Genomic DNA, 24,023 nt, shown 5'->3' with positions numbered 1-24,023 from the left:
AAGTGACTGAAGGCTCGATGGACGTTTTGCGTCCATCGGTGCGAACTCTTCCGGTGGATGAGCGAATCGGGTGGGGAGGCGTGTGGCTGCTGCGGTTGCGGTGCGGCAGTCGCACAAGCGCGATGTAGACGTGTGAAATCCGTGCGCTCCGCGCTCGGATTTCGCGCGTCGATTTTTGATCCACATTTTTTCGAGAAGCGGTGGCAGGTGCGCGGAGCGCACCGTCGCCACCCGCCGAGAAAAAAGGTGGCAGTTGGTGACTCAGTTACCGGTGGTTAGGGAGCCACTATATCAATAGCCATTATCAGTCATGCCGGGGGTTCAAATGCCAGAGCAACGACCACCATCGGTACCAGCGGAATCGCTCAGAGAGTTCGGAGAGACACTACGAGGCGATTTACTCCTACCCGACGACCCAGCATACGACGAGGCGCGCACGGTGTGGAACGCGATGATAGACCGCTATCCGGCGGCCATCGCCCGCTGTGCGGGCGCGGCCGACGTGATGGCCTCCGTGAACTTCGTCGCCGACAACGACCTGCTCGTCTCCGTCTACGGCGGCGGGCACAACATCGCGGGCAACGCAGTCACCGACGACGGGTTCGTCATCGACTGCTCGCAGATGAAGTCGGTGCGAATCGACCCCGGCGCGAAAGTCGCGCAGGTCGAACCCGGCGTCGTCCTCAACGAGTTCGACCACGAAGCACAGGCGTTCGGTCTCGCCACGCCGGTGGGCTACAACTCCACGACCGGCATCGCGGGACTCACGCTCGGCGGCGGGTTCGGGTGGCTCTCGCGCAAGTACGGCTTGACTGCGGACAACCTTCGGGCCGTAGACATAGTCACCGCTGACGGAACGCTCCGCCGCGCCAGCGAGGAAGAGAACGAAGACCTGTTCTGGGGCGTCCGCGGCGGTGGCGGCAACTTCGGTGTCGTGACGAACTTCGAGTTCGACTTGCATCCGGTCGGTCCGGAGGTGCTGTCGGGCGCGCTCGTTCACCCGTTCGAGGACGCCGCCGACCGACTGCGGGAATATCGCGAAGTCGTCGCCGACGCACCCGAAGAGTTGGCCGCGTGGTTCGTCATTCGCCACGCGCCGCCGTTGCCGTTCTTGGCGGAGGAGTGGCATGGGAAGAAGGTGTTGCTGTTCGCTGTGTTCTACGCAGGTGACGTGGCCGACGGCGAGGAGGCAGTGAAACCACTGCGAGAGCTAGGTGACCCCGTCGCCGACGCCATCACGCCACACCAGTACGCCGAGTGGCAGAGCGCGTTCGACGGCCTGCTCGCACCCGGTGCCCGCAACTACTGGAAGTCACACAACTTCGTGGAGATGACCGACGGCATGATAGAGAACTTCGTCGAGTACGGCGAGAAGATACCGACGCCGTTGTCGGAAATCGCCGTCGCGCACCTCGGCGGGGCCATCAACGACGTGCCGGTGGACGCGACAGCCTACCCGCACCGCGACGCGGAGTTCCTGATGAACCTGCACACGCGCTGGGAGGACCCGGCGATGGACGACGAGTGCATCGAGTGGGCACGGGAACTGTACGAGGCGATGAAACCGCACGCCACTGGTGGGGTGTACGCGAACTTCATCCCGGAGGAAGTGGGCGAAGAGCAGGCCGCCTACCGCGAGAACTACGAGCGACTCGTCGAACTGAAAGACGAGTACGACCCGGAGAACCGCTTCCGCCGGAATCAGAACGTCACGCCGACTGCGTGAACCTGCCTCGTCTTTCTCGTCGCGTGCTAGCCCACCCGTCGTGACCGCAGACCGACCGCCGAGCGAGAGGTAACCGAGCGAATCCGATTTCGATTCCCCGAAGCTTTTGTGTTGCTCTGGCAACCTGTACTCGTGAACCGACGTGCCCTCCTCTCGGCGTTCGCGTCAGCATCGACGCTCGGTCTCGGTGGTTGTCTCGACCAGAACACGATTGGCAGTGGTCGGAGTGATGCGGGAGACACTCGTTCCGCGAATCACCGTCCAGAGAAACCAGTACGGTGTCGTGGCGACCCCATCTCAGCGAGTCGCGAGGTGACGGACAGCCCCGGATACGAAGACAATATCGAGTACTTTCCGTCGAACCGGACGGTTCGGTTCGTCGCGACGATGAGCGGTGACGGCCCGGAGTCCTTCGAAACGATGCCCTTCGAGCAGTGGGGGTCCATCGAGTCTGCCGAAGTCGGCTTGGAGAAAGTCCGAGAAGTAACGGAGAAGCGTCTGGAGACGGACGATTTCGGGTCCGGGATGGGCGACGCTCCCGGGTTCTTCAACGGCGACATGGCCATCACGCTCAGCGTCGCCACCCGAGTCGAAGACGACGAAACGGTGACGCCGTCGCTATCGCTCTCGAAACTCGCCGACAACGCGCCCAAGTCGGCGAACGTGACCGTTTCGCTCGACGGCGACGAATACTCTCGGACGGTGCCGGTTTACGCGGAACACGTTCGAGTGGGGGCGCTGTAGTGGACCGTCACTCGGCTGGCGAATCTATCGGCACGGTGAGTATTTTGACGGACGACTGTCGAACGACGCGCTCGGTTACGCTCCCTAAATGTAGCAGGCGGTCGAGTCCCGTTCGACCATGCGTCCCCATCGTCACGAGGTCCACGTCGTACGCCGTAATCGCGTCCAGAATTTCCTCGTGGGGAATCCCCCAGCGGACGTGCTTCTCGACTTCGACGCCCATCTCTCGGGCGGCCGCTTCGACGCGTTCGACGGCCTGCTCTGCTTCCTCCTCTGCGTCTTCGACGACGTAGTCGTACTCTCGGGTGACGTGGCGCTCGTCGATTACGTAGAGCGTATGTACGGTGGCATCGCTCTCTGCCGCGAGTTCCAAGCCTGCTCTGACCCCTGCTTGCGCTCCCTCGCTCCCGTCCGTCGGGAGTAGAATCGAGTCGTACATGGCGAACGATTTCTCGTTCGACATTAAAATTCTACCGCCGATATTCTACTCGTTCAGGTGTTCTCTCGGTTCTTTCACCCTCCTGCCGATTCGGCGGTCGGAGTCTATCGAGTGCACGACGACTCACGAGCGACCCCATCATCGCCTGCCGGTTGCTGAACCCTTTTCCGAACATCGACCCAATCGACACTCGTTCATGACCGACTTGGAAGCACTCGACCTCGACTTCGTCCAGTTAGGTGGCACGGGCTTGCAGACGAGCGAACTACAGTTTGGCACGTGGCGCTTCGGGAAGGAGACCGAAGAAGGCAACGTCGAAATCGACGAGGCTCGCGCCCACGAACTGCTCGACGCCTACGAGCAGGCTGGCGGTCGATACATTGACACGGCCGACGTGTACGGCGGCGGGAAGTCAGAGGAGTGGATCGGCGACTGGCTCGAAGACCGGGACCGCGAACGCTACACTATCGCGTCGAAGATTTACTGGCAGATTCGAGACGGCGATCCGAACAGTCGGGGGACCAACCGCAAGAACCTCCGGCACCGCACCGAGAAGATTTTGGAGCGGTTGGACACCGACTACGTGGACGTACTGTACATCCACCGGTGGGACGACCAGACCTCCGCTCGGGAGATGATGAAGACGCTCAACGCGCTCGTAGAGGAAGGGAAAGTCCAGTATCTCGGTGCCTCGACGCTCCGCCCGAACGCGTGGAAGGTGGCGAAGGCGAACGAGATTGCTCGCGCCGAGGGCTGGGAGCAGTTCACCGTGCTACAGCCGCGTTACAACCTCGTTGACCGCGAAATCGAGGGCGACTACTTGGAGATGGCTCGCCACGAAGAGCGTGCGGTGTGTCCGTGGAGTCCGCTCGGGCAAGGCTTCCTGACCGGCAAGTACTCGCGCGCCGACGGGCTAACCGGCGAGTCTCGGGCCGTAGAGGACAGTCGCTTCGAGAACAACTACCTCAACGAGACGAACTTCGACGTGCACGACGAACTTGACGCCGTGGCCGAGGAAGTGGATGCGACGCCCGCCCAGGCTGCGCTCGCGTGGCTCATGCATCGTGATGGCGTCACTGCACCAATCGTCGGTGCCCGGACTGTCGAGCAACTCGAAGAGAATCTCGCTGCTGCCGAAATCGACCTCTCCGACGAGCAGGTCGAACGACTTGCCGAGGCGAAGGGCGGTCCGTACGCTGGACTGTAGATCGTTCGAACGTACGCACGTTTTCTGCTTTTTTTCGGACGCTCAAGAGTCCCGCATGGCGAGAGCGATTGCACCGAGTAGGTACAGAGGGATGATGTAACTCAGCGCGATTGCCACGGAGACTGAGAGCAAGACGAGCGGATTCGAGTTTCCAGAGCCTGTTTGGAGGAATATCATTGCGGCGAACCATAGCGTGAGCGTCTGCGTGATGTTGATGTTTTCCACGAGCAAGCCCAAAAATTGGACAGATTGCTGATATTACTGTCGATTACTGGCGGTTCACTTCGGACGCACCACAGTAAACCAATTCACCGTCGTCCAGCCACGAAGCGTCCAAACACGCCATTTGATTCGAATCAGTACCACTTTCACTTTCACTCCGGACATGGCTTAGCCTTTTTCCGATGGATGCCGTCTCTCCTATCGACCCATGAGTTCACGCCGAACACAACACGAACTCAAGCAGGGACGGAGACAACTCCGAGACCTATACACCGCCAGGCAACCAGGGGCCAGCACCGTCCGATATCGGCAACACACGATTACCCGAAAGCACGCCGATAGCCAATCGAGGACGTGGCAAATCATCGCCCCAAACGGCGAAGTCAAAGCTACCGTCGATATCGACATCTTCGAGGAGGCTAAGCAGTGGTTGCAGTTCGTCGATGCAGTCGTTCGGTTCGACTTCGAACGCGCAACTGAGTGGTTCGACTGTTTGTGACGTTGATTTGTAGTTCTCGTTTGTAACGCCAGTTTGTAACGTCCCGAATCAGCGTTCGTGGAGGTCCATCGGCATCCCGTCTCGGGGGTGCATCGTCAGCGTCGGCCACAGTTCCGGTTCGTTCTCCCGGGCGTATTCGAGTCGATACTGTTGTGCCGTCCGAGCGAGGATGAGTTTCGCTTCGAGTTTAGCGAGGTGTTTGCCGATGCAGTGGCGCGGTCCGCCGCCGAACGGGAAGTACGCGAAGCGCGGTCGGTCCTCGTCGCGCGTCCAGCGGTCCGGGTCGAACGCGTCGGGGTCGTCCCAGTACCGCTCGGAGCGGTGCATCGCCCACTGCGAGACCATGATGGCCGCTCCTTCCGGAATTCGATAGCCACCGAGGACGACAGGTTCGGTCGCCTCGCGGAACATCGTGTACACCGGCGGGTAGAGACGCATCGACTCGTCGATGACGCGTTCGACGTACGACAGTTCGCTCACGTCAGTCGTCGCTGGCGGGTCCCCATCGAGTACCTCGTCGATTTCTTCGTGGACTCGCTGCTCGACCTCGGGGTGTTGGGAGAGCAGGTACCACGTGTAGGTCAGCGTGAGGGCGGTCGTGTCGTGACCCGCTAAGAGCATCGTCATCACCTCGTCGCGTATCTGGCGGTCTGTTTGCTTGCCGCGGTCCTGCGCGCGGAGGAGAATCGACAGCAGGTCGTTCGGTCCGTCGTCAGTTTCGGGGTCGCCGTGGGTACCGCGGCGTTCGGCGACGATGTCGTCGATTACGCTGTCCATCGTTTCGAGCGCGTTGCGGTAGTCGCTGTCGCCGGGCAGCGGGAGCCACCCCGGCGCGGCGAATCGGACAGGGTCGGGTCCGAAACGCCTGCCGAGCGGGAGCAGTGCCTTTCGGATGGTCTCGACGCGTCTATCGTTCAAATCGGTGCCGAGCATGAGGTCGGCGATGACTGCCAGCGTGACTTCCGTCATGTCCTGCTCGACGTCCACCTCGGCACCGTCGGTCCAACCGGCGAGCAGGTCGTCGTTGTGGGCGACGATTCGGTCGGCGAACCCGAGCAGTCGATTCGCGTCGAACGCCGGGTTTGCGAGTTGACGCTGCTTGCGCCACGTTTGACCCTCGCTGAGGAGCAGTCCCTTCCCGAGGAGGTCGCCGAGCGCGTCGCTCTGGAAGTCGGGTTTCTGGAACTTGTGGGCTTCCGAGACGAGCACGCGCTCGATATCGACGGGGTCGGTGACGAGGTGCGTGTTCAGCGGCCCGAGGTCGAACTGCACGACGTCGCCGTACGCTTCTTCGAGTGCCGAGAGGAATCTGAAGGGGTCCCGGGCGTAGCGGCGACTACTGCCGAACAGTGGCTCTCCCCGCGGGCCGGGCGGTGACGAACGCATCGATACTGCTTGGGCTTACAGCAGAATGAATCCGGCGGTGGTCTCGGTTTGAATTGGTTCTGTGGTAGCTCAGTCGCTACAAACTGGCGAACGGGGGTTTACGTATCGACACGCCCCCGGCCGGGCTTACGACGAGAGACGTTTCGTACCGTCCATACCCTGCGCCGCCGACGGTCCACCGGCTGGTAGTCTGGACTCCACTCCCGAGCGTGGCTGTGATACGGTACTCTCCCCGGCGATAGGTGACGCTCTCTTGGAGGATGCCTGAAACTGACCCAAGCGAATACTCCGCACTGAACATCTCCGTGGGCGTCTCGTCTCCGAGGAATTCGACGGTCACCGACAGCGTATGAGTTTCAGTATCGAGATTGTAGACGCGGTAGCCAGCAGTTCGGCCTTCGCAGGGTTGCTCGACGTTTTCGCTGGCATTTTCGGATGCGAACACGTTCTCGCAGTTTCCGTAGCGGTCCGAGAGGTCCTCGACGCGCACGGTCAACTCGTCGCTGACGTAGTAGAACGAGGGGAGTTGGCCGTGGTCAGCGTACACTCCGTCACTGTATCTCGCGGACCCGGTACAGGTCGCAAGCGCGTAATGACCTCCGTGACCGGCCATCTCGTAGACGGACGTACAGTCGGCGGAGACTGTCTCGGCGTCCGACTCGTGGAGCGAGTTGTAGACGATGGCGTGTTCGAACTGCTTTACGTACGACGCGACGGCGTTCTCGGTGAGTTCCGCGGGCCGGTCGGGGTACTGTTTCGGGCCGCTTGGGGTCGTAGCGTACGTCCCCGACTCCTCGACCACGGTTTCCGGTCGCCTGGTAGTCGTTGCACTATGCCGGGATTCGCTGGTCGTTTGCGTCGAATCGCCCGTACTCGAAGACGTGCATCCTGCGACGACTGCACTAGCGAGAACGCTACCCGTCTGGAGGACCGACCGACGTGACCGCTTTGGGACCATAAAAATGTAACGCGAATGGGTCGGTATAGGCTTTCTGTCGGTCTCGTCCTCTCCTTTTCTTCTTCCTCTCCTTCCTCCACCCTTTTCTTCTTCCTCCCGCTCCTCCTCCTTTCCCGCTCCTTCGCTCCCGTCTGTCGGACTGTTGAGTACAGACCGTACTTTCGGCAGTAATCGCTCGACCCGCCGTCCGTTCTATTATCGTCGCCGTCGTACGGGGTCTTCGGTGTGGAAAGATGGGGATTTTGAGAAACGACGAGCGGGGAGCAAACGAGCGGAGAACTAGGAAATCGAGCGAACGACGACGGCCGATGCTACTCGACCAGTACCTACCGGAGTACGACGAGACGGTGGTCCGGCATACAGTCGTGGAAGCCGACCAGGAGACCACCTACGACGCGATGTTGACGACCGACCTGTTGGACCTCGGGCCGGTCGTCCGGTCGCTCGGCCAGTTGCGCGACCTGCCGCGCGTCGTCTCCGACCGACTGCACGGGACCGAGTCGTCTCGCGACCCCGAACAGATGCGAATCGCCGACGTTCCCGAGACGAGCGAGTGGGTTCGACTAGACGAGCAACCGGGAGCGGAGTACGTCTTCGGCGCAATCGGAAAGTTCTGGCAGCCAGCAATCGAGTGGCGACGCGTGGCCCCGTCTGAATTTCGGGAGTTCACGGAACCGGGGTACGCGAAACTCGCAATTGGTCTCTCAGTCCGGCCGTTCGGTGAGGGTCGAACGCTTCTCTCGTACGAAGCCCGCACCGCGACGACGGACGACCGAGCGCAGGAGAGCTTCCAGCGATACTGGCGGGTCGTCGGACCCTTCGCTGGGTATCTGATGTCGCGCGCGCTCGACCAGATGGCGACGAACGCCGAGAGTCGGGCACGACTGTCGGAGAAAACAGACCGACGAGAGGCGAGTGAGGGCGTGCCGAAAACGGACTCCACGTGCTCGCGGAGTCGTGGACTGGGACTGCTCGCCGGATTCGCACTCGCAGGTGTCTACCACTTCGTGGTGCGGCCGTGGCACAACCGCTGGGGGACAGTCGAGGGAGAAGCAGCAGAATCGTTACCGGGCGACGACTTGCTTCCCGACGCGACGAAGCAGGTCACGCACGCCGTCGAAATCGACGCCCCTGCCGAGGAAGTCTGGCCGTGGCTCGTCCAAATCGGCCAAGACCGCGGCGGATTCTACAGCTACGACTGGCTCGAAAATCTGGTCGGTGCGGACATCCACAACGTCGAGCGAATCGTTCCCGAGTACCAGCACCTCGACAAAGGCGACACGATTCGACTCGCACCTGTGGAGTATCCCGTCCAGTCCCCTGAATCGGTGCCTCGGGTCGTACAACTCGACCCAGAGCGCGCAATCGTCCTCCAACCGCCGGGCGAAAACCCAGCGTGGACGTGGGCGTTCGTCCTCGACACAGTAGACGCAGACACGACTCGCCTCCTCGCACGAATGCGGTCGCGGCCTGCAAAATCGTCGCTCGGACTCTTCGCAGGGCGGCCCGTACTCAGCAGCGTACTGGACTACGTCTTCTGGGAGCCTGCACATTTCGTCATGGAGCGAAAGATGTTGCGCGGAATCAAACGCCGCGCGGAACGACGACGCACGACGAAGGAATCGACGCCGTGAGCGCTACTTCACGTCGTCGGTTCGGCAGTCGAAGGCCACCAAGGTAGCTCTCTTTCAGTCATCAGTTACCCGGCAAGGCACAGAAATCGCTTCCGGTCGCGTTACAAACCCAGGTGCGAAGTCGAACTCGGCATGTCGTCGTCATCGTCGTCCTCGCCGTCTTCGCCGTCTTCGATACTGCCTTCGTGGGAGAACTCCACGTCGTCGTCCACCAGATAGACGTTCCCCAACTCGACCACTACGTCCACCGAGGGGAGCGTCGTTCCGGCGGCATCGCCGTTGTCGCAGTGTCCCGAACAGGAGTCGAACATCGACCCGTGTTTCGGACAGATTATCTGTCCGTCGCGCATCGCCGCGCCGAAGCCTCTGTCGAGTCGCTGGAATTCGTGGGTGCAGCGGTTCATCCACGCCTGCACTGCTTCTTTGTCACCTTCGCTTCCCCCACCATCGTCGCCCTCGCTTTCCTCGCCGTTCCCGTCGCAAGGTACCAGTAGTACTTCGTCTAACTCGTCGTACTCGTCTCGAATGGTGAACAGCCACGACCCCTCTTCTTCGACTTCCTCGGCGGTCGTCAGGTGCGTTCGCCCGGTCACAGTTTGGCTGATGTCGCCCGATTGATAAAGTTTCGTCGGGTTCCGGAGTGGTCCTCGACGAACAGGTCCGTACGTTTCTGTGTCCACTCTCGGCAGTCGGTGACTGTCTCGAAACCGACTTCGATGCCACCGGGTCGTCCGCTCGAAGCTCGAACTTATCACCTCGTCACTCGTCTCTCTGGTCATGTCGAACGCCACGGAGGACGAGCGGGACGACGAGGAACGAAACGTCGGTGTCGGAATCGGCGTCGGAATCGCGCTCGGGACGGCCATCGGAACGGCAATCGGCATCGCTACCGACGACATAGGTCTGTGGCTTCCTATGGGTATCGCGCTCGGCACTGCGTTCGGGGCCGCGTTCGGAACGATGTCCGACGAGGACTCCGAGCAGTAGATTCCACGAGAGTTCGTGTCGTGCCAGCGAAAGAGCATTATCTGGCGCAGGTGAAACACGCCACAGATGACTACTGTTCGGAATCTGGCCCCCGACGACGCCCCAGAACTCTGCGGCCTCTACGAGGAGTACGAGTGGTGGGAGGACCGCGAAGTCGATGACGTTCGAAGAGCACTCGCCGAGACGGAGGTCGCGGTCGGCGTCGAAGACGACGGCGACCTCGTCGCGTCGGCGCGCGTCATCACCGATTACACCTACTACGCAAACGTCTTCGACGTTATCGTCGCCGCCGACCGCCGGGGGGAGGGACTCGGGAAGACGCTCATGGAAGCAGTCGTTTCTCACCCCGACCTACAATCGGTCGTCGGTCTCTCGTTGCTCTGTCGAAGTGGGCTGGTGCCGTACTACGAGTCGGTCGGTTTCGAGTTGTACGACGGTGAACTGGCGGTTCCGGAGGGCGGCGTCGAAGAACTCGTTCGGATGACGTACGCGCAGGACGACTAACACCAACTAAGTGGCTGCCCGCTACAGGGCTTCTCATGGTCGGCCCAACGAATCAAGATAGCGACGACGAACCGAACCGGGTACTCGCGTTAGGAGTCGGCTACGGTCTCGCAATCGGGTCCGGTCTCGGGACTACGTTCGGCGTCGTCATCGACAACATCGTGCTCGGGATGGCGATAGGAAGCTCTCTCGGACTCACGCTCGGTCTGCTGTTCGGGTCGTCGTTCGGCGACAGATTCGAAGGCGAGTGAGCCTATTCGAGCGACGCTTCGGCGTCGGGCTTACCTTCCAACTTCGACTCGGCAGGCTCGCCTTCTTTGGCTTTCTCCTCTAAGTCCTCGAAGAAGTCGGTGACGAGTTTGTTCGTCACGCTGCCGAGCGCCCGCTGGCCCAGACTGGCTATCATGCCCGAGACGTTCGTGGAGGCAGACCACTCGGCGCGCGTGCCGCCGTCCTCGGTCTCGTTGAGGTTCATCTCCGCGACTGCGTCGAAGGCGTTGCGCGAGGCGTTGCCGTCGGCTTGCATCTCCAACACGCCCGGTTCCTCGGTCTTGGTGACGATTACGTCCACGTCGAAGGTCGGCTTGACGCTCCCGACGCCCACAGCGATAGTCGCGGTGAGTTCGTGGGGAGACTTCATCGTCATGCCGTCACAGCCCGGCGCACAGTCGCCCAGCACGTCCGGGTCGGTGAAGTAGTTCCACAGTTCGTCTCGGGGGAGTTCGGATTCGAATTCGCCGTCAAATTCCATCATGTGTTGTGAATCTCTCAGCTAAGTCGGCCGTCTCAGTTGTTCGTCGCGCGTTCGTAGGAGGTCGAAAGCGAGCGGCGTGCGTACTCGCCCGCGACTTCCTCCTTGAAGTCGCTGTCTGCGTGCATCTCGTCCTCGGGTCTGGCCGCCGCCGTCGCGGCGTCCGCGGCGGCGTCTAGCGTCTCCTCGGAGAGCGGTTCGCCTTCGAGGGCGTCTTCTGCCTCCTCGACTCGCAGGGGAACGTCGGCGGCGTTCGCCAACGCGAGGCGGGCCTCCTCGACTTTGGGGTCCGCGGCGTCGGGGTCGTCCACCCGAATCGCGGACGCGGCGCTCACAGTCGGCCACGTCTGTGCGGCGGGTTTCAGTTCGAGGAACGCCATGCCGGTTCGCTCCGTGGGGAAGGGGTCGGTCGGAACCGTCGCGGCGGCGATTATCTCGTTTTCGCGCAGTTCGGTGAACATGTACGCGATGAAGTAGTCCGCGATGGCCACTGTTCGCGAGTCGTCTTCGGAGACGAGTTCGAGGTCTGCGTCGAGCGCGAGCAGTGCCGCCGGGTAGTTGCCTGCCGGGTCGGCCTCGCCGACGCTGCCGCCGAGCGTGCCGCGATTACGGACGCTCGGCCCGGCGATCTGTTCTGCGGCCTCCGGAAGCATCGGGAGGCGGTCGGCGAGCAACGCCGACCGCTCGATAGTTCGGTGGGTCGTCATCGCGCCGACCGCGATTTCGCCGTCGCGTTCCTCGACGTAATCGAGGTCTTCGACGGCGTTCAGGTCGATGAGGTGGTCGGGTGTGGCGAGTCGGTTCGCCATCACGATTCCTAGCGACTGGTTGCCCGCGAGCAACTCGGCGTCGCCGTGCGCTTCGAGGAGGGACGCCGCCTCTGCGACGGACGTCGGTCTGTGATATTCGAACGGTGCAGGTTTCATTTGTTGTTGGGGAGATGAACGGTAACGTTCGGAGTAGTGACGGTACGCGACTATCATGGAGAACTGTAATAAATCTTGGCGCGAGTTCCCATGCCTCGTGCCGATTTCTTGACTCGCGCACCCCACTTTCGAATCCTGCCGACGCGGGAGGGACAAAATTATATTACTACCCTGAGCAACAAGTCGGTATGGCTGACCTCTTGCCCTCCTCCCCAGACTCCAGCGTCGGCGACGACGGTGACCCGCGAGTCATCGGCGTCGATAGCGACGACGCTGAGGCCTTGCTCTCTGCCCTCCAGTCCGAGACGGCCCGCGAGATTCTGGCGGCGCTCTACGAGGAACCCGGAACGCCCTCCGGCCTCGCCGAACGGGCCGACACCTCTATCCAGAACGTCCGGTACCACCTCGAAAAGCTCGTGGACGCAGACCTCGTGGAAGTCGCGGACACTATCTACTCCGAGAAGGGCCGCGAGATGAAGGTGTACGCGCCCGTCTCGGGGCCGCTGGTCTTGCTCGCGGGAAACGACGACGAGAGTCCGGCCCTCGAATCTGCGCTTTCGAGTCTTCTCGGTGGGATTGGAATCCTCGGACTGTCGAGTCTGGCCGTTCAGGGGTACTTCGGCAGAAACGGAAATCTGGGAGAGTTCGTGCCGAGTTTCGGCAGCGGCGGGGGCGCGGCGCAAGCGACGACTACGGCGTCACAGGGCTCGGACATCGACTACGATAGCGACACCGGGAACGCGAGCGGCACCACCAACAGCGAATCGGGTGGCCCGAACGGCGGTCCGGGAGACGACGGCGCGACCACGGAGGAAGCGGCCCGGACGACGACGCAAGCGGCAGGCGATACGACGCAGGCGCAGGCGACTCAGACCACGGAAGCGGGGGCAGAGACGACACGGGCGGCAGGCGACACGACGCAAGCGCAGGCGACACAGACGACGCAGATGGCGGGAGACGCCACTCAGACGACCGAAGCGGCGCGAACGACCCAGGACGCAGCGGCCGATACGACTCTGCGTACCGTCACCGAGGCGACCCAGGACGCCGCGGCCGACACGACGATAGCGAGTGGTGCGCCGGAGCAAACGACACAGGTCGCGGGCGACGCCGGGGCTAGCGCGGCGGCCGGACTGCCACCTGGCTTACTCTTCTTCGCGGGTGGACTGGTCGTGCTACTTTCTATCACTGCTGTGCTGTATCTGCGGAGCCGATAACTTAAATGGCCCCGCGCCGTCTCTCGATTCTCTATGCCTCGAAATCAGACCGTTCAGGCCGTTGAAAGACCGATGGGTCTTTTATATTTGGGCACAAAGGGGCTACTATGCAGCAACTGCTCCAGAGCCAAGAGACTGACAGTAAAGTTGACCTTTCACGTTCCGCCGACGACTTCGACTCGCTGCTCTACTGCGGGCGATGTGGAGAGCGATTCCAAGAGTCAGAAGCCACAGAAGACGGGTGGTACTACCGATGCCCGAACGAGGACTGCGACGCAGAGGGCATACACGAGGACCTCTACCCGGTAAAAGACGTACTTCCGTCCACACACTGACACAGCCGACACCACGAGTTCGACACTGACACTACCACTCCGCGACGGCCCGCACCGGCGCACCGTCAGCACTCGCCCCCGCAAGCGCTAGGGGGTAGGCTCGCACCTCGAATCGCTCCGGGAGGCGGTCGAGGTTCGTCAGGTTCTCGACGACGAGGCAGTTGCTCCCCAACAACGCCCGATGGGCCGGAACGCCCGTCGGCTCTTCTTCGCTCGCGTTTTCGGTCGGCGTCGGGTCGGGATTCAGCGCGTCGAGTCCGACGCTCAAATTCTGTTCAGCACACCACCGCGCCGTCTCGGGTGCGAGGTACGGATGGTCGAGATATTTCTCAGTAGTCCAGTGGTCGCTCCAGTCGGTGTGGAAGACGAGCAGGTCGGTGTCGGTAGCAGTGTCGGCGTCGGCGGGTAGGTCCTCCGGCAAGTCCTCGACTCGAATCGCCTCGCGCGCGGACTTTCCCCGACAATCGACGAGTCGCGCGTCGAACTCGAAGGCCGACACGTCGAACTCGTCCAAAGTCTTCCCGTCTGGTTCGGTGTGACTCGGCGCATCGACGTGCGTGCCGCTGTGGCTTCCGAGGCTGAGGTCCGTCACGCGATAGCCGTCTTCCTCGTGCGTGGCGTGTGGCCGGAGTTCGATTTTCGGGTCGCCCGGGTAGACGCTGGCGTCTTCGGTCAGTGGGTGAGTGAGGTCGATTGTGGGCACGTCGGGGGCTACGAACGCGACCACCGGATACGTTCTGATTCGACGATTCGTGTCGCCGTCTCGTCGTATCAAAAAACCGCAAGCCCGCACTCGACTGACGCAATTTATATGACTGGAAATCTCCACTCCCTCTCATGCGCATCGAGAACAGTTTCATCGCCGCTCGCGGCGTGGGGGCCGCCACCGAGCGAAAACTCTGGCAACAGGGGGTGACCCACTGGGACGACTTCGAAGACGGTCTGCTGGGGCCGAAGACGACCGAGAACGTCTGGGAATTCATCGACAATGCCCGGCCGCGACTGGACGACGGCGACGCCGCCTACTTCGGCGACGCGCTGCCGAGCAAGGAGTTCTGGCGCGCCTACGAGAACTTCGCGCAGGACGCGTGCTTCTTCGACATCGAGACGACCGGACTCGACAGCGCGCGCAACAAAGTCACGACCGTCAGTGTCCACCGAGACGGCGACACTCGGACCTACGTGCAGGGCGACAATCTCACCACGGGCGCGCTCCGCGAGGAGTTCGACGAGTCGAGTCTGCTCGTCTCGTTCAACGGCAAGCGATTCGACCAGCCATTTTTAGAGGACTGTTTTGACCTCGACGTGACGACGCCACACCTCGATTTGTTGTACCTCTGCAAGCAAGTCGGACTCTCCGGCGGTCTGAAGAACATCGAACAGGAGGTCGGCATCGGTCGCGAAGAAGAGGGCGTCGATGGTCGCGAGGCCGTGCGTCTGTGGCACCAGTACGAGCGCGGCGACGACGCCGCGCTCGACAGACTCGTGAAGTACAACCGCGAGGACACTCAGAACCTCCAAACGCTGCTCGACCACGTTCACGGGACGCTCCGCGCGGAGACGCTCGAACCACACCTGTAACGCCATCCGACAAAACGTTTAAAAGCCTATCTACCGAAATAGTAAGAAAGGAGTAAAGTTAATTTACTTCACAATTCTTTTGCGGGAGCGGCTGCTATCAGCGTAAGCCGCACCATGGATCTCACAGAGCAGATAACCTTCGAATCCGACCCCGTCTGGACGGACCGATACGAAACCGAACGCGAACGCGTACTCGACGCTTCTGGCGACGGCCTCCTCGGCATCTTCCACGTCGGTAGTACCGCGATTCCGGACGTGCCGGGCAAACCCGCGTTGGACATCATCGCGGTGTACCCCGACGCCGAATCGATGTCCGTTGCCGCCGCCACACTCACCGACGACGACTTCGAACTCAAAGGCGACTATCCCGACTGCAAGGTGGCCGTTGACGAACGCGAGGACCACGTCGTCATCGTGAAGATGCATACCCGCGACGACGCCAAGGTGCGCAACCAACTCGTCTTCCGGGACTTCCTCCAAGACAATCCCGACGAGCGCCGCGAGTACGAGGAAGTAAAGCGAGAGGCCTTAAAGGCACACGCCGACGACCAAGAGGCGTACACGAAGGCGAAGTCGGACGTGGTGGGGAAGTTGCTGGAGCGAGCGCGCGAGCAGGGGTACGACGAGGAACTCCCCGAGTTTGCCTGAGACTCCGCAGGCGATTACTCACTAGCCAACTGCTCGACCGTCTCGATTTCGCTTTCTTCGAACCCGTACAGTCGATAGACGATACCGTCGATGGCGTCCTCGACGCTTGCAATCTCGTCGTCCAGCGTTTCGGCTCGCTCCCGCGCTTCCTCGAAGCGCGCGAACTCCTCGGCGACTGTTTCGGCGTCCGGCAGTCGCAGTCCTCGCAGACGGTCTAACAGCGAGTACGTCTTCGTCGCGTTCTCCCGAAACTCCGCGAAGCCGTTCGCCCGCTCGACGGCGGCCGGAACGAACGCTTCGAGGAGCGCGGCTGACTCTTTGTGGTCTGGGAACCACAACGCCGGAATCGGTTCCGTCTCGGCGAACCCCCAGCGGTCGGTTGCGTCGTCGCTTTCTGTCGGCTTGTAGCGGGCAGTCGCCGAGAGGACGGGCGTGACGCCGTCGCGTTCGAACTCGACCATGCCGACCCGCAACCCCTCGCGCTCGCAGGCAGTCTCCGTGAGAATAGTCTCCGCGACGCCAGCGACTGGGACGCCCCACTCGCTCAACTTCGGACCGTCGGTCAGTTCCGAGAGGTAGTCGAGTACGTCGGTGTCGAGAGTCGCACGTTCGTCGCATAACGGCCGTAGTCGCTCGGTCAACTCCGCAATCGCGTCGGCGGGGTCTGCTGGCACCGCTGTCTCGACACCCGAATCAGTCGCGACTTCTCGCGGAGAGACCCTCGCTGGGTCGGGGTCCGGCACCGGAATCTCGTCGGTGAAACTCGGCTTGTATCGCAAGTAGTCGCCGCTGACGTGAGTGCCGCCGTACACCTGCCGGAAGTACCGAGCGACGAACGCCGAGTTGAACACCCCGAGCAGGTAGCGCAGCGGGAGGTCCGAATCGTCGCGCTCTCGCACGGTGTACAGCGTGTTCAGCGCGTAGAAATCCTCGTCGTCGTACACCGCGACCGGTCGCTTGCTGATGTCGCGTACGAACAACTTCTTGCCCGCGAACTGAGTCGGGTCGCGGAGGTCGGCGTACTCGCCCGCCTCGTCGTCGAGCAAGCCGTCGTCGTAGCGAATCCATCTGCCGTCCCAGTCGAGTCGGTAGCGGTCTACGCAGGTGCCGTCTACGAGTCGGTGGCAGTCGTCCTCTCCGTCCGAGTCGGCGTCGCTACACTCGTCCACTACCAGCGTTTCGCGAGCGTTCCCGGTGTGAATCGCCTCGGTCGTCCGCACGTGGTCGCCGAACCGGAAACACTGGTCGAGGACGCCCGCCGCGAGGTCGGCGAACGCCCCGTCGAAGTCCAGCGGAATGACTCGCCCACCGAACCGGTCGATGAGCGCGCGCGGCACCGTCGTGACGGGGGCGTCGGTCAGCGCGCGACAGTTCTCGGGACGTCTCACGCGGACCGGTTTCTCGCAATCCTCCTCGTTCTCGCAGTCAACGGTCACGACGACGGGGTAGACGGTCGCGTCGGCGAAGACAGACGGCGCGGACGCGTTCAGTATCTCCCGGAGTGCGTGGCGGTCGAGCAACTGGTCGCGGAGCGCCCGCCCGTACTCGGTCGTCGTCCACTTGTTCGGGACGACCAGCGAGACGTGTCGCCCGAGGTCGCAGGCCAGTTCTACGAACGGGACGTAGAGGTCGTAGGCACCCGCCGCGGAGTCGAACGTCTCCCGGCAGTACGCCTTGAGTTGGGCGTCGAGCGCGCGATTCCTGACGTACGGCGGGTTGCCGACGACGGCGTCGAAGCCCCCGACAGAATCTGTCTCGTCAGCGTCGAACACCTCGGGGAACGACGACCGCCAGTGGAGGAACGCCGCCTCGTCGGCCAGCGATTGGGCGGCCCGAAACCACGATTCTCGTGTGACGGCGCGCCACGCCGACTCGTCGCCCGCGGCGTCCAGCAGTCGCTCGTGGGCGTCGTCGGGCAACTCCCCACTCCCGAACCGCCGCGCGACGCGGACGTTCGCTATTTCGTCGAGTTGGCCGCGACTCAGTTCTGTTTGCTCCAACTCGTCGAAGAACTCCTCCGGTCCGAGACCGACTAGCGAGTTGCCGTGTGCCAAGTGTGGATGCAAATTGTTACGGACATCTGGCCAAGACTGGTCCGCGTCGTGCGTTTCTAACCACAGCGACGCAGTCGCCAACTCGACAGCCAACTCGTCGCTATCGACGCCGTAGAGGCATCGCTGTGCGACTTCTCGGCGCGCCGTGCGAACGTCTCGTCGTTCGGTCAGCGAGTTCGCGCCCGTTCGTTCGACCTGCCGCCGCTGGGCCCGGACGACTGCGCGGCCGAGATACTCCGCGGCCGCCACGAGGAAGTGCCCGCTCCCCATCGCGGGGTCGAGGACGTTCGACTCCAAGACGCGCTCTGCGAACGTCGCGGCGTACTCCGGGTCACTCGGGTCGAGTTCGTCTCTCACGTCGGCGACCAGCGGTTCGAGCGCCCGCTCGACGGTGTACTCGACGACCGCCTCTGGGGTGTAGTACGACCCCGAGGACTTGCGCTCTCCGGCGTCGGTCGTCAGATAGAGGTCGCCAGACTCCACACTGTCGGTGGGTTTCGAGCCGGATTCGTACTCGTCGGCCGAGCGCCACTGCTCCTCGCCGCCGTCCAGCACCGCGACCATCGGTTCGTCGGCGACTGCGAGGTCGTACTCCAGCAGGCGTTCGTGGAGGCGGCCGAGGTGGCGGACAGACAGTGCAGAGAAGTCGATGCGGGCGCTCTCGCCGGACGCCAGTTCGCGGGTGGCGAGCGACTCGGCTATTTCCGACAGTCGCTCGTCGCAGATGGTGCGAGTGGAGAGCAACTCGGTAACGTCGCTACTCCCCGACTCACCTGCAAGTTCCTCGAACGAGCGATTGAGTCGGTTCCAGCGTTCGGACGCTCCTGCTCGACGCTTCGATTTGTCAGCCCCCGCGCACTGGCGGCGCGCAGATGCGTCGCCGAGAACCGGCCGACCGAGGAGACTGCAGTCCTCACTCTCGGCGTATAGCGCGAGGACGAGGCGAACGACGACTGTAAGTGCCGCGTCGTAGACGCGGCTCACTTCCCCGGCATCGCCCTCGACGAAGAGTTCCGAGGCGACCGAGACGAGTGCTTCGCGTGCGTTCTCTCCGAGGTCATCGGTCAGCGACTCTACGAAGGTGACGTACCGCTCGTGAACTTTCGCCACGAACGAATCGGTCGGCGAAGCGTCCGCCGTGGTCGCCGGGTCGAAGCGTTCGCCATCGGTGCTGGCACCGAACGACTCCCGGCGGAAAAAGAGGTAGAAGTACTTGAACGCCTCGGTGTCGCGGGTTTCGAGCAGTGCCGGGAGGTCGATTTCGTAGTAGGAGTCGAGTCGCCGACTCGCGGGCGCGTAGTAGCGCCGCCACAGCCTGCCGTCTGTCGAGACGCCGTGTTCCACGTCTCTCGCGCCGATGGCGTCGTGCAGCCGATAGTTCGGCGTGGAGTCGCGTCCAGCGGGTGCGTCGAGCGGTTGACCCGGCAGAACGAACTCGGCGACGGCGAGTGGATTCGTGTCTGGACTTCGGTCTCGCCCTGCTTCGTGACGGCCGCTCTGTCGCTCGTGTTCGCGCTCGTAGAGCAGGTAGTCGGGAGTCACTTGCTCGTCGTCCACTTCCGACAGTCGCTCGTCGCCGACGGCCCGAACGTCGAGGATTTCGAGCGCCGGACGTACTACGTTCGCACGGAGTTCGTCTGCGTCGTACTCCGCTATGGAACTCGACTGCTCGTCGTACAGCCTCCGAAACTCCTCGTAGGCGTTCCGAACCTCGCGCTCGGCGGCGGCGTTCCACAGCGACGTGTCCGGAAGATACTCGTCGAGGTACGCCTCCGTGAAGCAACCTCGACTGGTCCGGTAGCCGGTAGCGGGTGTCATTTCGTTCCTCGAACGCCAGTCGCAGCTTCTGCCAACTACTGGTTGGGAATATGTCTTTTCTGACGAGGACGAACGGAGTACGACGGTAGATAGTAAGAATACTACGGCCGAGGATTTCCGGTGAACTAGCGGGCCAACTCGGTGTGGCCGCTCGGAGTCGCGAACAGGTCTACTGAACGGAGTTTCCCTCGTCGTTCGTTGGGTAGGTCTCGCGGAGGTGTCCGAGAACGTCGGCAGTCACGTCGTCGTCGTAGGTCCAGAATCCAGCGAACACGTTCTGTTCGCGCTCGACGGCCAGCAAGGTGCAGTTTCCGTAGTCGGCCGACTCGAACGAGACGAACCACGAGTTCCGAATCTCCTCGCTCTCTTCTGGGTGAATTGTCAGCCGTTCGGTCTCCGGCGGTGTCCAGTTCGGCACCCCGTAGACGTGAACGTCCACGCCGCAGTCGGCGAGGCGACTGTAGTCGTCCCACTGCTCACGGAGCAACGACAGGTCTTGGAATCCCGCGTGGAGTTCACCGCCGCCCGCGCGCCACGCTCGGTCTTCGATTTCGCGGGAGGCTAGAATCATCCGACGCTTGCCGTAGGCGGTGAACGTCGTGTCGTCCACGTGGCGCAGAATCTCCGGCGGACGGGCGTCTCGGAACTCCCCCACGTCGAGTCGTCGTCCGTCGAACTCGACGGCCGAGCGAAGTGCGTCGAGGTCGGACCCCGCCAGAAACTTCCCGTCGTCGTGCAGGACCGCGAAGTTCGTCGGGCCGTCGGTGACGGTGGCTTCCTCGATACGAACGTTCTGGACCGCGAAGTGCCGTTTTACTGCTTCGACGGCACTCCGGTCGATGGCGTCGTAGATGGTGAGCCTTCGCTTGCGTCGCTCCACGTCGTCGATGATGGCTTCGAGTGACATTTAGTATGATGCGGACATAACTATTCGGAGATAATAAAACTGATACCTCTCACGACAGTCCTCCTCGCTGCGACCGATTTCGGTCGTCGTCGGTTCGCCGGGAACGACAGCTATTCAACCGCCGTGTCCTAACCTCCGACTATGACTACAGGGGTCGTCCTGCTGAACTTCGGCGAGCCTGCGGAACCGACGCGCGAGAACGTCGTCGCCTACCTCGAACGCATTTTCATGAACAACCGTTCGCTGGACGGTGACACCACCGAGGCGGAGGCCCGCGAGCGCTCCCGGAAGCTGGCCGAGCGGCGCGCTCCCAGCCTCATCGAGGAGTACGAAGAAATCGGTGGGTCGCCGCTCGACCCGCAAGCGGAGGCTCAGGCCGAGATGCTGGAATCGGTTCTCGACGCCCGCGGGTACGACGTTGAGACGTACCTCGGGATGCAGTTCACCGAACCGTTCGTCGCCGACGCTGTCGATGCCGCCCGCGAAGACGGCGTGGACGAACTAGTCGGCCTCCCCGTCTATCCCCTCTGTGGAGCCTCCACGACCATCGCCTCGCTCGCAGAACTGACCGAGGCGGTGGACGACCTCGACTGGGACGTGCCGGTCGCAGAGATTACGGGCTGGCACCGACACCCGACGTACAACGCACTCAGAGCCGACAACGTTCGTCGCTTCACGGACGCCCACGACCTCGACCTGAGCGACTCCGAGACGGAACTGGTCTACTCTGCACACGGGACGCCGACCCACTACTTGGAGGAGGGAAGCCGATACGACACCTACGTCGAGGAGTTCTGCGAGGTTCTCGCCCAGAAACTCGGCGTCGAATCGTACTCGCTGGGCTTCCAGAACCACTCGAATCGCGACATCCCGTGGACCCAACCGGAAGTCGAAGACGTCGTGGAGGACCTCGCCGAGACCGACACCGAGCGAGTCGTCGTGGAGCCGATTAGCTTCATGCACGAACAGAGCGAGACGCTCTCGGAACTGGACGACGAACTCCGCGAGGAAGCAGAGGAGGCAGGACTCGACTTCTATCGGGTGCCGGTCCCCCACGACGACGACCGATTCGGCGAGGTGTTGGCGGATCTGGCGGAACCGTTCGTCGGCGACTTCGACCCCGGCTACTACCAGTTCCGGCAGTGCCAGTGTGCCGACAGCGAGAACGCGATGTGCCTGAACGCTCCGAGATGACGCAGAACGAGATGAACGAGCAAGTAGCTATCGTCGGCGGCGGCATCACCGGTCTCTCGCTCGCTCACTCCCTCGACCACCGCGACGTAGAATTCACGCTGTTCGAGGCCGCGCCGGAACCGGGCGGCGTGATTCGAAGCGAACGCGTCGATGGCTCGCTGGTCGAGTGGGGTCCTCAGCGCGTCCGCCGCACCGACCACGTAGACGGCTTGATTCGTGACCTCGAACTCGAAAGCGAGGTACGCGAGGCCGACTCTAGTCTCTCTATCTGCGTCTACGCGGACGGCGAACTCCACGAGGCACCCTTCTCGATGGAGCAGTTCATGGCGACTGACCTGCTGTCGTGGCGCGGCAAACTAGACGTACTCAACGAACCGACGACCGACCCCGGTCGTCCGGACGAAACCGCCGCCGAGTTGTTCACGCGGAAGTTCGGTCGGGAAGCCTACGAGAAGTTGCTCGGACCCCTCTTCGGCGGTATCTACGGCTCGAACCCCGCGAACATGCCGGTCGGCCACGCGTTGTCGGGAATGCTGAAACTCGAACAGCGCGACGGAAGCCTCCTGAAAGCGGCCATCAAACGAACCGCTGGCGGCCGAGACACGCCACCTGCAATCTCGTTCGACGACGGACTCCAGCGACTCCCCGAGGCACTCGCGGCGGCGCACGCCGAGCGGGTGCGCTTCGACACGCCGGTCATCGGCGTTCGCGGGTCGGCAGACGGAGACTCGGGCGGGAGCTACGAAGTCGAGACGCCCGACGGGACCACCGAGTTCGACGACGTGGTTCTCACGACGCCCGCCGACCTCAGCGCGGACCTCGTCGCCGACCTCGCGCCCGACTCGGCCGAGGCACTGCGAGAACTGAACTACAACCCGCTCGTGCTGGTCTACGTCCGTGCAGACCTCGATTCGGGCGACGTAGACCCAGCGGCACTTGGCTATCAGGTCGGTTACGGCGAGGAGCTACGAACTCTCGGTGTCTCGTGGAACGCCAGCATGTTCGAGCGGGATATCTGCACCTGCTTCTTCGGCGGGATGCACGACCCCGAAATCTTCGAGGAGAGCGACGAGCGAATCGCCGAGATAGCGACCACGGAGTTCGAGGCAGTGACGGGCGCAGACGCAGAGGTCGTTGCGGTGAACCGACTCCGGCGCGGCTTCCCGGCCTACGACAACTCGTGGGACGCAATCGAGCGAGTCGAACTCCCCGATGGCGTACGTTTCGCGACGAACTACACGGCGCGGATGGGCGTCCCGAGTCGGCTTCGAGAGGCCGAGCAGGTTGCGGCCGAACTGAGCGAGAAGTGACCACCTCGACTCTCAACCCACCACTATGCCAACCGAAGCGACCTCACACACAGCAGCCGACCCGCTCGCGCTCGACGTATTCGTGCTGCCCGCGTTCGCGGCCGAGGACTTCCGACTGGACGAGCAGCACGAACCGGGCGACTCGGACGTGCCGAACGAACTCCAGCAGTGGCTCGACGCGTACGATTTTGCCCACGAAATCGAAGTGCCGGGCGCGAACGCTCCGGTCTACTACACCGAGAGCGGAATCGGAATCACCACCACGGGGATGGGGAAAGTCGAGGCGGCGACGACTGTCGCCGCCCTTTTCGGGTCGCCCCATCTGGACTGCTCGGAGACGTACTTCGTGACCGCAGGGGTCGCTGGCGCACCACCATCGGTCGCCACGCTGGGGGCCGTCTTCCTCGCCGATGCGGTGGTCGATTGGGACCGTAAGCATCGTGTGGGCGACGACGAGGGCGGTTCCCGCGTCGAACTGCTTCGCTATCGGCCTCACGACTACGTGTTCCGACTGGATTCGGACCTGGTAGCGGACGCTCTCGACGTTGTCGAGGAAGTCGAACTGGCCGACTCGGAAGAGGCAGAGAGACTACGAAAGCAGTACGACGATGACGGCGACGGCACCAACCACGACGCCGCAAGCCGCGCGCCGTTCGTCTCCACCGGCGTGACCCTCTGTGGCGACGAGTTCTGGCACGGCCGCGAGTTCTCAGAGCAAGCGCAGTGGCTCGTCGAGCAGTACGACGCGGGCACCTACGCGACCACCGAGATGGAGGATTTCGGCACCACGACGGCGCTCGAACGCTTCGGCGCGCTCGACCGGTATCTGAGCGTACGGGGCGTCGTGAACTTCGACCAACCCCCAGAAGGGAGCGGAGCGCGGGACGGTGAGGAAGTCGTCTTCGAACTCGGCTTGGAGAACACGTTTCGGGTTGCGTCGGAAATTGTTGACACTCTCGCGGAGCGCGAGTGACCC

General features: G+C 62.7%; 25 protein-coding genes. 15 read left to right on the top strand and 10 right to left on the bottom strand.

All coding sequences use genetic code 11. The features are described from left to right. The first annotated feature begins 325 nt into the window (after window positions 1–325). Together F7R90_RS18440 and F7R90_RS18435 are read left to right on the top strand one after the other, a co-directional pair. Window positions 326–1,726, top strand: coding sequence for an FAD-binding oxidoreductase (locus F7R90_RS18440; protein ID WP_158059040.1), 1,401 nt, complete (start codon window positions 326–328; stop codon window positions 1,724–1,726). Between the two features lie 132 nt (window positions 1,727–1,858). Further along, complete coding sequence (locus F7R90_RS18435; RefSeq protein WP_158059039.1) at window positions 1,859–2,470, top strand: hypothetical protein; 612 nt, start codon at window positions 1,859–1,861, stop codon at window positions 2,468–2,470. A gap of 7 nt (window positions 2,471–2,477) precedes the next feature. Here the strand turns inward: F7R90_RS18435 and F7R90_RS18430 are convergent, their stop codons facing one another. Further along, complete coding sequence (locus F7R90_RS18430) at window positions 2,478–2,933, bottom strand: universal stress protein (protein ID WP_225741357.1); 456 nt, start codon at window positions 2,931–2,933, stop codon at window positions 2,478–2,480. Window positions 2,934–3,105: 172 nt separating this feature from the next. Between F7R90_RS18430 and F7R90_RS18425 the strand changes: the two genes are divergently transcribed. Beyond that, window positions 3,106–4,116: an aldo/keto reductase gene (locus F7R90_RS18425; RefSeq protein WP_158059038.1), complete on the top strand. Its 1,011-nt coding sequence runs from the start codon at window positions 3,106–3,108 to the stop codon at window positions 4,114–4,116. Between the two features lie 42 nt (window positions 4,117–4,158). On the opposite strand, the gene F7R90_RS18420 is transcribed toward F7R90_RS18425, so the two are convergent. Continuing rightward, window positions 4,159–4,347 carry a hypothetical protein gene (locus F7R90_RS18420; protein ID WP_158059037.1) on the bottom strand — a complete coding sequence of 63 codons (189 nt, stop codon included), beginning with the start codon at window positions 4,345–4,347 and terminating at the stop codon, window positions 4,159–4,161. A gap of 199 nt (window positions 4,348–4,546) precedes the next feature. Between F7R90_RS18420 and F7R90_RS18415 the strand changes: the two genes are divergently transcribed. Next, window positions 4,547–4,837 carry a hypothetical protein gene (locus tag F7R90_RS18415; protein ID WP_158059036.1) on the top strand — a complete coding sequence of 97 codons (291 nt, stop codon included), beginning with the start codon at window positions 4,547–4,549 and terminating at the stop codon, window positions 4,835–4,837. Between the two features lie 48 nt (window positions 4,838–4,885). On the opposite strand, the gene F7R90_RS18410 is transcribed toward F7R90_RS18415, so the two are convergent. Together F7R90_RS18410 and F7R90_RS18405 are read right to left on the bottom strand one after the other, a co-directional pair. Then, entirely contained in the window at window positions 4,886–6,223 is a 1,338-nt protein-coding gene (locus F7R90_RS18410) for a cytochrome P450 (protein ID WP_158059035.1), read from the bottom strand. Between the two features lie 76 nt (window positions 6,224–6,299). Then, window positions 6,300–7,181 (bottom strand): hypothetical protein, encoded by an 882-nt coding sequence (locus F7R90_RS18405; protein ID WP_158059034.1) that lies wholly within the window; start codon window positions 7,179–7,181, stop codon window positions 6,300–6,302. Between the two features lie 308 nt (window positions 7,182–7,489). Here F7R90_RS18405 and F7R90_RS22565 point away from each other — a divergent pair, with 308 nt between their 5' ends. Continuing rightward, window positions 7,490–8,815, top strand: a complete 1,326-nt coding sequence (locus F7R90_RS22565; protein ID WP_225741356.1) for an SRPBCC family protein — start codon at window positions 7,490–7,492, stop codon at window positions 8,813–8,815. A gap of 101 nt (window positions 8,816–8,916) precedes the next feature. Here F7R90_RS22565 and F7R90_RS18390 read toward each other — a convergent pair whose 3' ends face one another. Further along, window positions 8,917–9,408, bottom strand: a complete 492-nt coding sequence (locus F7R90_RS18390) for a Rieske (2Fe-2S) protein (protein WP_225741355.1) — start codon at window positions 9,406–9,408, stop codon at window positions 8,917–8,919. A gap of 184 nt (window positions 9,409–9,592) precedes the next feature. Between F7R90_RS18390 and F7R90_RS18385 the strand changes: the two genes are divergently transcribed. The 3 genes from F7R90_RS18385 to F7R90_RS18375 all read left to right on the top strand — a co-directional run bounded on the left by F7R90_RS18385 (window position 9,593) and on the right by F7R90_RS18375 (window position 10,557). Next, complete coding sequence (locus tag F7R90_RS18385) at window positions 9,593–9,802, top strand: hypothetical protein (RefSeq protein ID WP_158059032.1); 210 nt, start codon at window positions 9,593–9,595, stop codon at window positions 9,800–9,802. Between the two features lie 66 nt (window positions 9,803–9,868). After that, window positions 9,869–10,306, top strand: coding sequence for a GNAT family N-acetyltransferase (locus F7R90_RS18380; RefSeq protein WP_158059031.1), 438 nt, complete (start codon window positions 9,869–9,871; stop codon window positions 10,304–10,306). 35 nt (window positions 10,307–10,341) lie between these two features. Continuing rightward, the gene (locus tag F7R90_RS18375; protein ID WP_158059030.1) at window positions 10,342–10,557 is read left to right on the top strand and encodes a hypothetical protein; all 216 of its coding nucleotides are present in this window, start codon (window positions 10,342–10,344) and stop codon (window positions 10,555–10,557) included. 2 nt (window positions 10,558–10,559) lie between these two features. Here the strand turns inward: F7R90_RS18375 and F7R90_RS18370 are convergent, their stop codons facing one another. After that, window positions 10,560–11,060, bottom strand: coding sequence for a CoxG family protein (locus F7R90_RS18370; RefSeq protein ID WP_158059029.1), 501 nt, complete (start codon window positions 11,058–11,060; stop codon window positions 10,560–10,562). Between the two features lie 32 nt (window positions 11,061–11,092). After that, complete coding sequence (locus F7R90_RS18365) at window positions 11,093–11,983, bottom strand: FAD binding domain-containing protein (protein ID WP_158059028.1); 891 nt, start codon at window positions 11,981–11,983, stop codon at window positions 11,093–11,095. Window positions 11,984–12,171: 188 nt separating this feature from the next. Here F7R90_RS18365 and F7R90_RS18360 point away from each other — a divergent pair, with 188 nt between their 5' ends. Then, complete coding sequence (locus F7R90_RS18360) at window positions 12,172–13,200, top strand: ArsR/SmtB family transcription factor (protein WP_158059027.1); 1,029 nt, start codon at window positions 12,172–12,174, stop codon at window positions 13,198–13,200. A 107-nt stretch (window positions 13,201–13,307) separates the two neighbouring features. Further along, entirely contained in the window at window positions 13,308–13,535 is a 228-nt protein-coding gene (locus F7R90_RS18355) for a zinc ribbon domain-containing protein (RefSeq protein ID WP_225741354.1), read from the top strand. Window positions 13,536–13,566: 31 nt separating this feature from the next. Here F7R90_RS18355 and F7R90_RS18350 read toward each other — a convergent pair whose 3' ends face one another. Next, on the bottom strand, window positions 13,567–14,229 hold the full coding sequence (locus F7R90_RS18350) for a cyclase family protein (protein WP_158059444.1): 663 nt from the start codon (window positions 14,227–14,229) through the stop codon (window positions 13,567–13,569). Window positions 14,230–14,372: 143 nt separating this feature from the next. Between F7R90_RS18350 and F7R90_RS18345 the strand changes: the two genes are divergently transcribed. Together F7R90_RS18345 and F7R90_RS18340 are read left to right on the top strand one after the other, a co-directional pair. Next, the gene (locus tag F7R90_RS18345) at window positions 14,373–15,116 is read left to right on the top strand and encodes a ribonuclease H-like domain-containing protein (protein ID WP_158059026.1); all 744 of its coding nucleotides are present in this window, start codon (window positions 14,373–14,375) and stop codon (window positions 15,114–15,116) included. A 114-nt stretch (window positions 15,117–15,230) separates the two neighbouring features. Then, a complete protein-coding gene (locus F7R90_RS18340) occupies window positions 15,231–15,764 on the top strand; it encodes a GrpB family protein (RefSeq protein ID WP_158059025.1) in 534 nt (177 codons plus the stop codon). A 14-nt stretch (window positions 15,765–15,778) separates the two neighbouring features. On the opposite strand, the gene F7R90_RS18335 is transcribed toward F7R90_RS18340, so the two are convergent. Both F7R90_RS18335 and F7R90_RS18330 read right to left on the bottom strand, forming a co-directional pair. Beyond that, window positions 15,779–19,636, bottom strand: coding sequence for an Eco57I restriction-modification methylase domain-containing protein (locus tag F7R90_RS18335; RefSeq protein ID WP_158059024.1), 3,858 nt, complete (start codon window positions 19,634–19,636; stop codon window positions 15,779–15,781). Window positions 19,637–19,805: 169 nt separating this feature from the next. Then, a complete protein-coding gene (locus tag F7R90_RS18330) occupies window positions 19,806–20,543 on the bottom strand; it encodes a DICT sensory domain-containing protein (protein ID WP_158059023.1) in 738 nt (245 codons plus the stop codon). A 141-nt stretch (window positions 20,544–20,684) separates the two neighbouring features. Here F7R90_RS18330 and hemH point away from each other — a divergent pair, with 141 nt between their 5' ends. The 3 genes from hemH to F7R90_RS18315 are packed head-to-tail and all read left to right on the top strand — an operon-like array spanning window position 20,685 to window position 24,020. Then, window positions 20,685–21,737, top strand: a complete 1,053-nt coding sequence (gene hemH, locus F7R90_RS18325; protein ID WP_158059022.1) for a ferrochelatase — start codon at window positions 20,685–20,687, stop codon at window positions 21,735–21,737. After that, the gene (gene hemG, locus F7R90_RS18320; protein WP_225741353.1) at window positions 21,716–23,047 is read left to right on the top strand and encodes a protoporphyrinogen oxidase; all 1,332 of its coding nucleotides are present in this window, start codon (window positions 21,716–21,718) and stop codon (window positions 23,045–23,047) included. Before hemH ends, hemG begins: the two co-directional genes overlap by 22 nt. Window positions 23,048–23,072: 25 nt before the next feature. Beyond that, a complete protein-coding gene (locus F7R90_RS18315; protein WP_158059021.1) occupies window positions 23,073–24,020 on the top strand; it encodes a phosphorylase family protein in 948 nt (315 codons plus the stop codon). Window positions 24,021–24,023: the final 3 nt, after the last annotated feature.

The sequence above is a fragment of the Halorussus halophilus genome (genome assembly GCF_008831545.1).
In the GTDB taxonomy this organism is placed as follows: Archaea; Halobacteriota; Halobacteria; order Halobacteriales; family Haladaptataceae; genus Halorussus; species Halorussus halophilus.
The sequence above is the reverse complement of the archived record's forward strand: the minus strand, read 5'-3'. Positions and strand labels throughout refer to the sequence as shown.

Excerpts from the sequence above, each read along its gene's own strand:
- F7R90_RS18385 (WP_158059032.1), top strand. The coding sequence starts at position 9,593 with ATGTCGAACGCCACGGAGGACGAGCGGGACGACGAGGAACGAAACGTC.
- F7R90_RS18355 (WP_225741354.1), top strand. The coding sequence starts at position 13,308 with ATGCAGCAACTGCTCCAGAGCCAAGAGACTGACAGTAAAGTTGACCTT.
- hemH (WP_158059022.1), top strand. The coding sequence starts at position 20,685 with ATGACTACAGGGGTCGTCCTGCTGAACTTCGGCGAGCCTGCGGAACCG.
- F7R90_RS18375 (WP_158059030.1), top strand. The coding sequence starts at position 10,342 with ATGGTCGGCCCAACGAATCAAGATAGCGACGACGAACCGAACCGGGTA.
- F7R90_RS18365 (WP_158059028.1), bottom strand. The coding sequence starts at position 11,983 with ATGAAACCTGCACCGTTCGAATATCACAGACCGACGTCCGTCGCAGAG.
- F7R90_RS18410 (WP_158059035.1), bottom strand. The coding sequence starts at position 6,223 with ATGCGTTCGTCACCGCCCGGCCCGCGGGGAGAGCCACTGTTCGGCAGT.
- F7R90_RS18425 (WP_158059038.1), top strand. The coding sequence starts at position 3,106 with ATGACCGACTTGGAAGCACTCGACCTCGACTTCGTCCAGTTAGGTGGC.
- F7R90_RS18335 (WP_158059024.1), bottom strand. The coding sequence starts at position 19,636 with ATGACACCCGCTACCGGCTACCGGACCAGTCGAGGTTGCTTCACGGAG.
- F7R90_RS18380 (WP_158059031.1), top strand. The coding sequence starts at position 9,869 with ATGACTACTGTTCGGAATCTGGCCCCCGACGACGCCCCAGAACTCTGC.
- F7R90_RS18360 (WP_158059027.1), top strand. The coding sequence starts at position 12,172 with ATGGCTGACCTCTTGCCCTCCTCCCCAGACTCCAGCGTCGGCGACGAC.
- F7R90_RS18340 (WP_158059025.1), top strand. The coding sequence starts at position 15,231 with ATGGATCTCACAGAGCAGATAACCTTCGAATCCGACCCCGTCTGGACG.
- F7R90_RS18345 (WP_158059026.1), top strand. The coding sequence starts at position 14,373 with ATGCGCATCGAGAACAGTTTCATCGCCGCTCGCGGCGTGGGGGCCGCC.
- F7R90_RS18430 (WP_225741357.1), bottom strand. The coding sequence starts at position 2,933 with ATGTCGAACGAGAAATCGTTCGCCATGTACGACTCGATTCTACTCCCG.
- F7R90_RS18315 (WP_158059021.1), top strand. The coding sequence starts at position 23,073 with ATGCCAACCGAAGCGACCTCACACACAGCAGCCGACCCGCTCGCGCTC.
- F7R90_RS18370 (WP_158059029.1), bottom strand. The coding sequence starts at position 11,060 with ATGATGGAATTTGACGGCGAATTCGAATCCGAACTCCCCCGAGACGAA.
- F7R90_RS18405 (WP_158059034.1), bottom strand. The coding sequence starts at position 7,181 with ATGGTCCCAAAGCGGTCACGTCGGTCGGTCCTCCAGACGGGTAGCGTT.
- F7R90_RS18330 (WP_158059023.1), bottom strand. The coding sequence starts at position 20,543 with ATGTCACTCGAAGCCATCATCGACGACGTGGAGCGACGCAAGCGAAGG.
- F7R90_RS18440 (WP_158059040.1), top strand. The coding sequence starts at position 326 with ATGCCAGAGCAACGACCACCATCGGTACCAGCGGAATCGCTCAGAGAG.
- F7R90_RS18415 (WP_158059036.1), top strand. The coding sequence starts at position 4,547 with ATGAGTTCACGCCGAACACAACACGAACTCAAGCAGGGACGGAGACAA.
- F7R90_RS22565 (WP_225741356.1), top strand. The coding sequence starts at position 7,490 with ATGCTACTCGACCAGTACCTACCGGAGTACGACGAGACGGTGGTCCGG.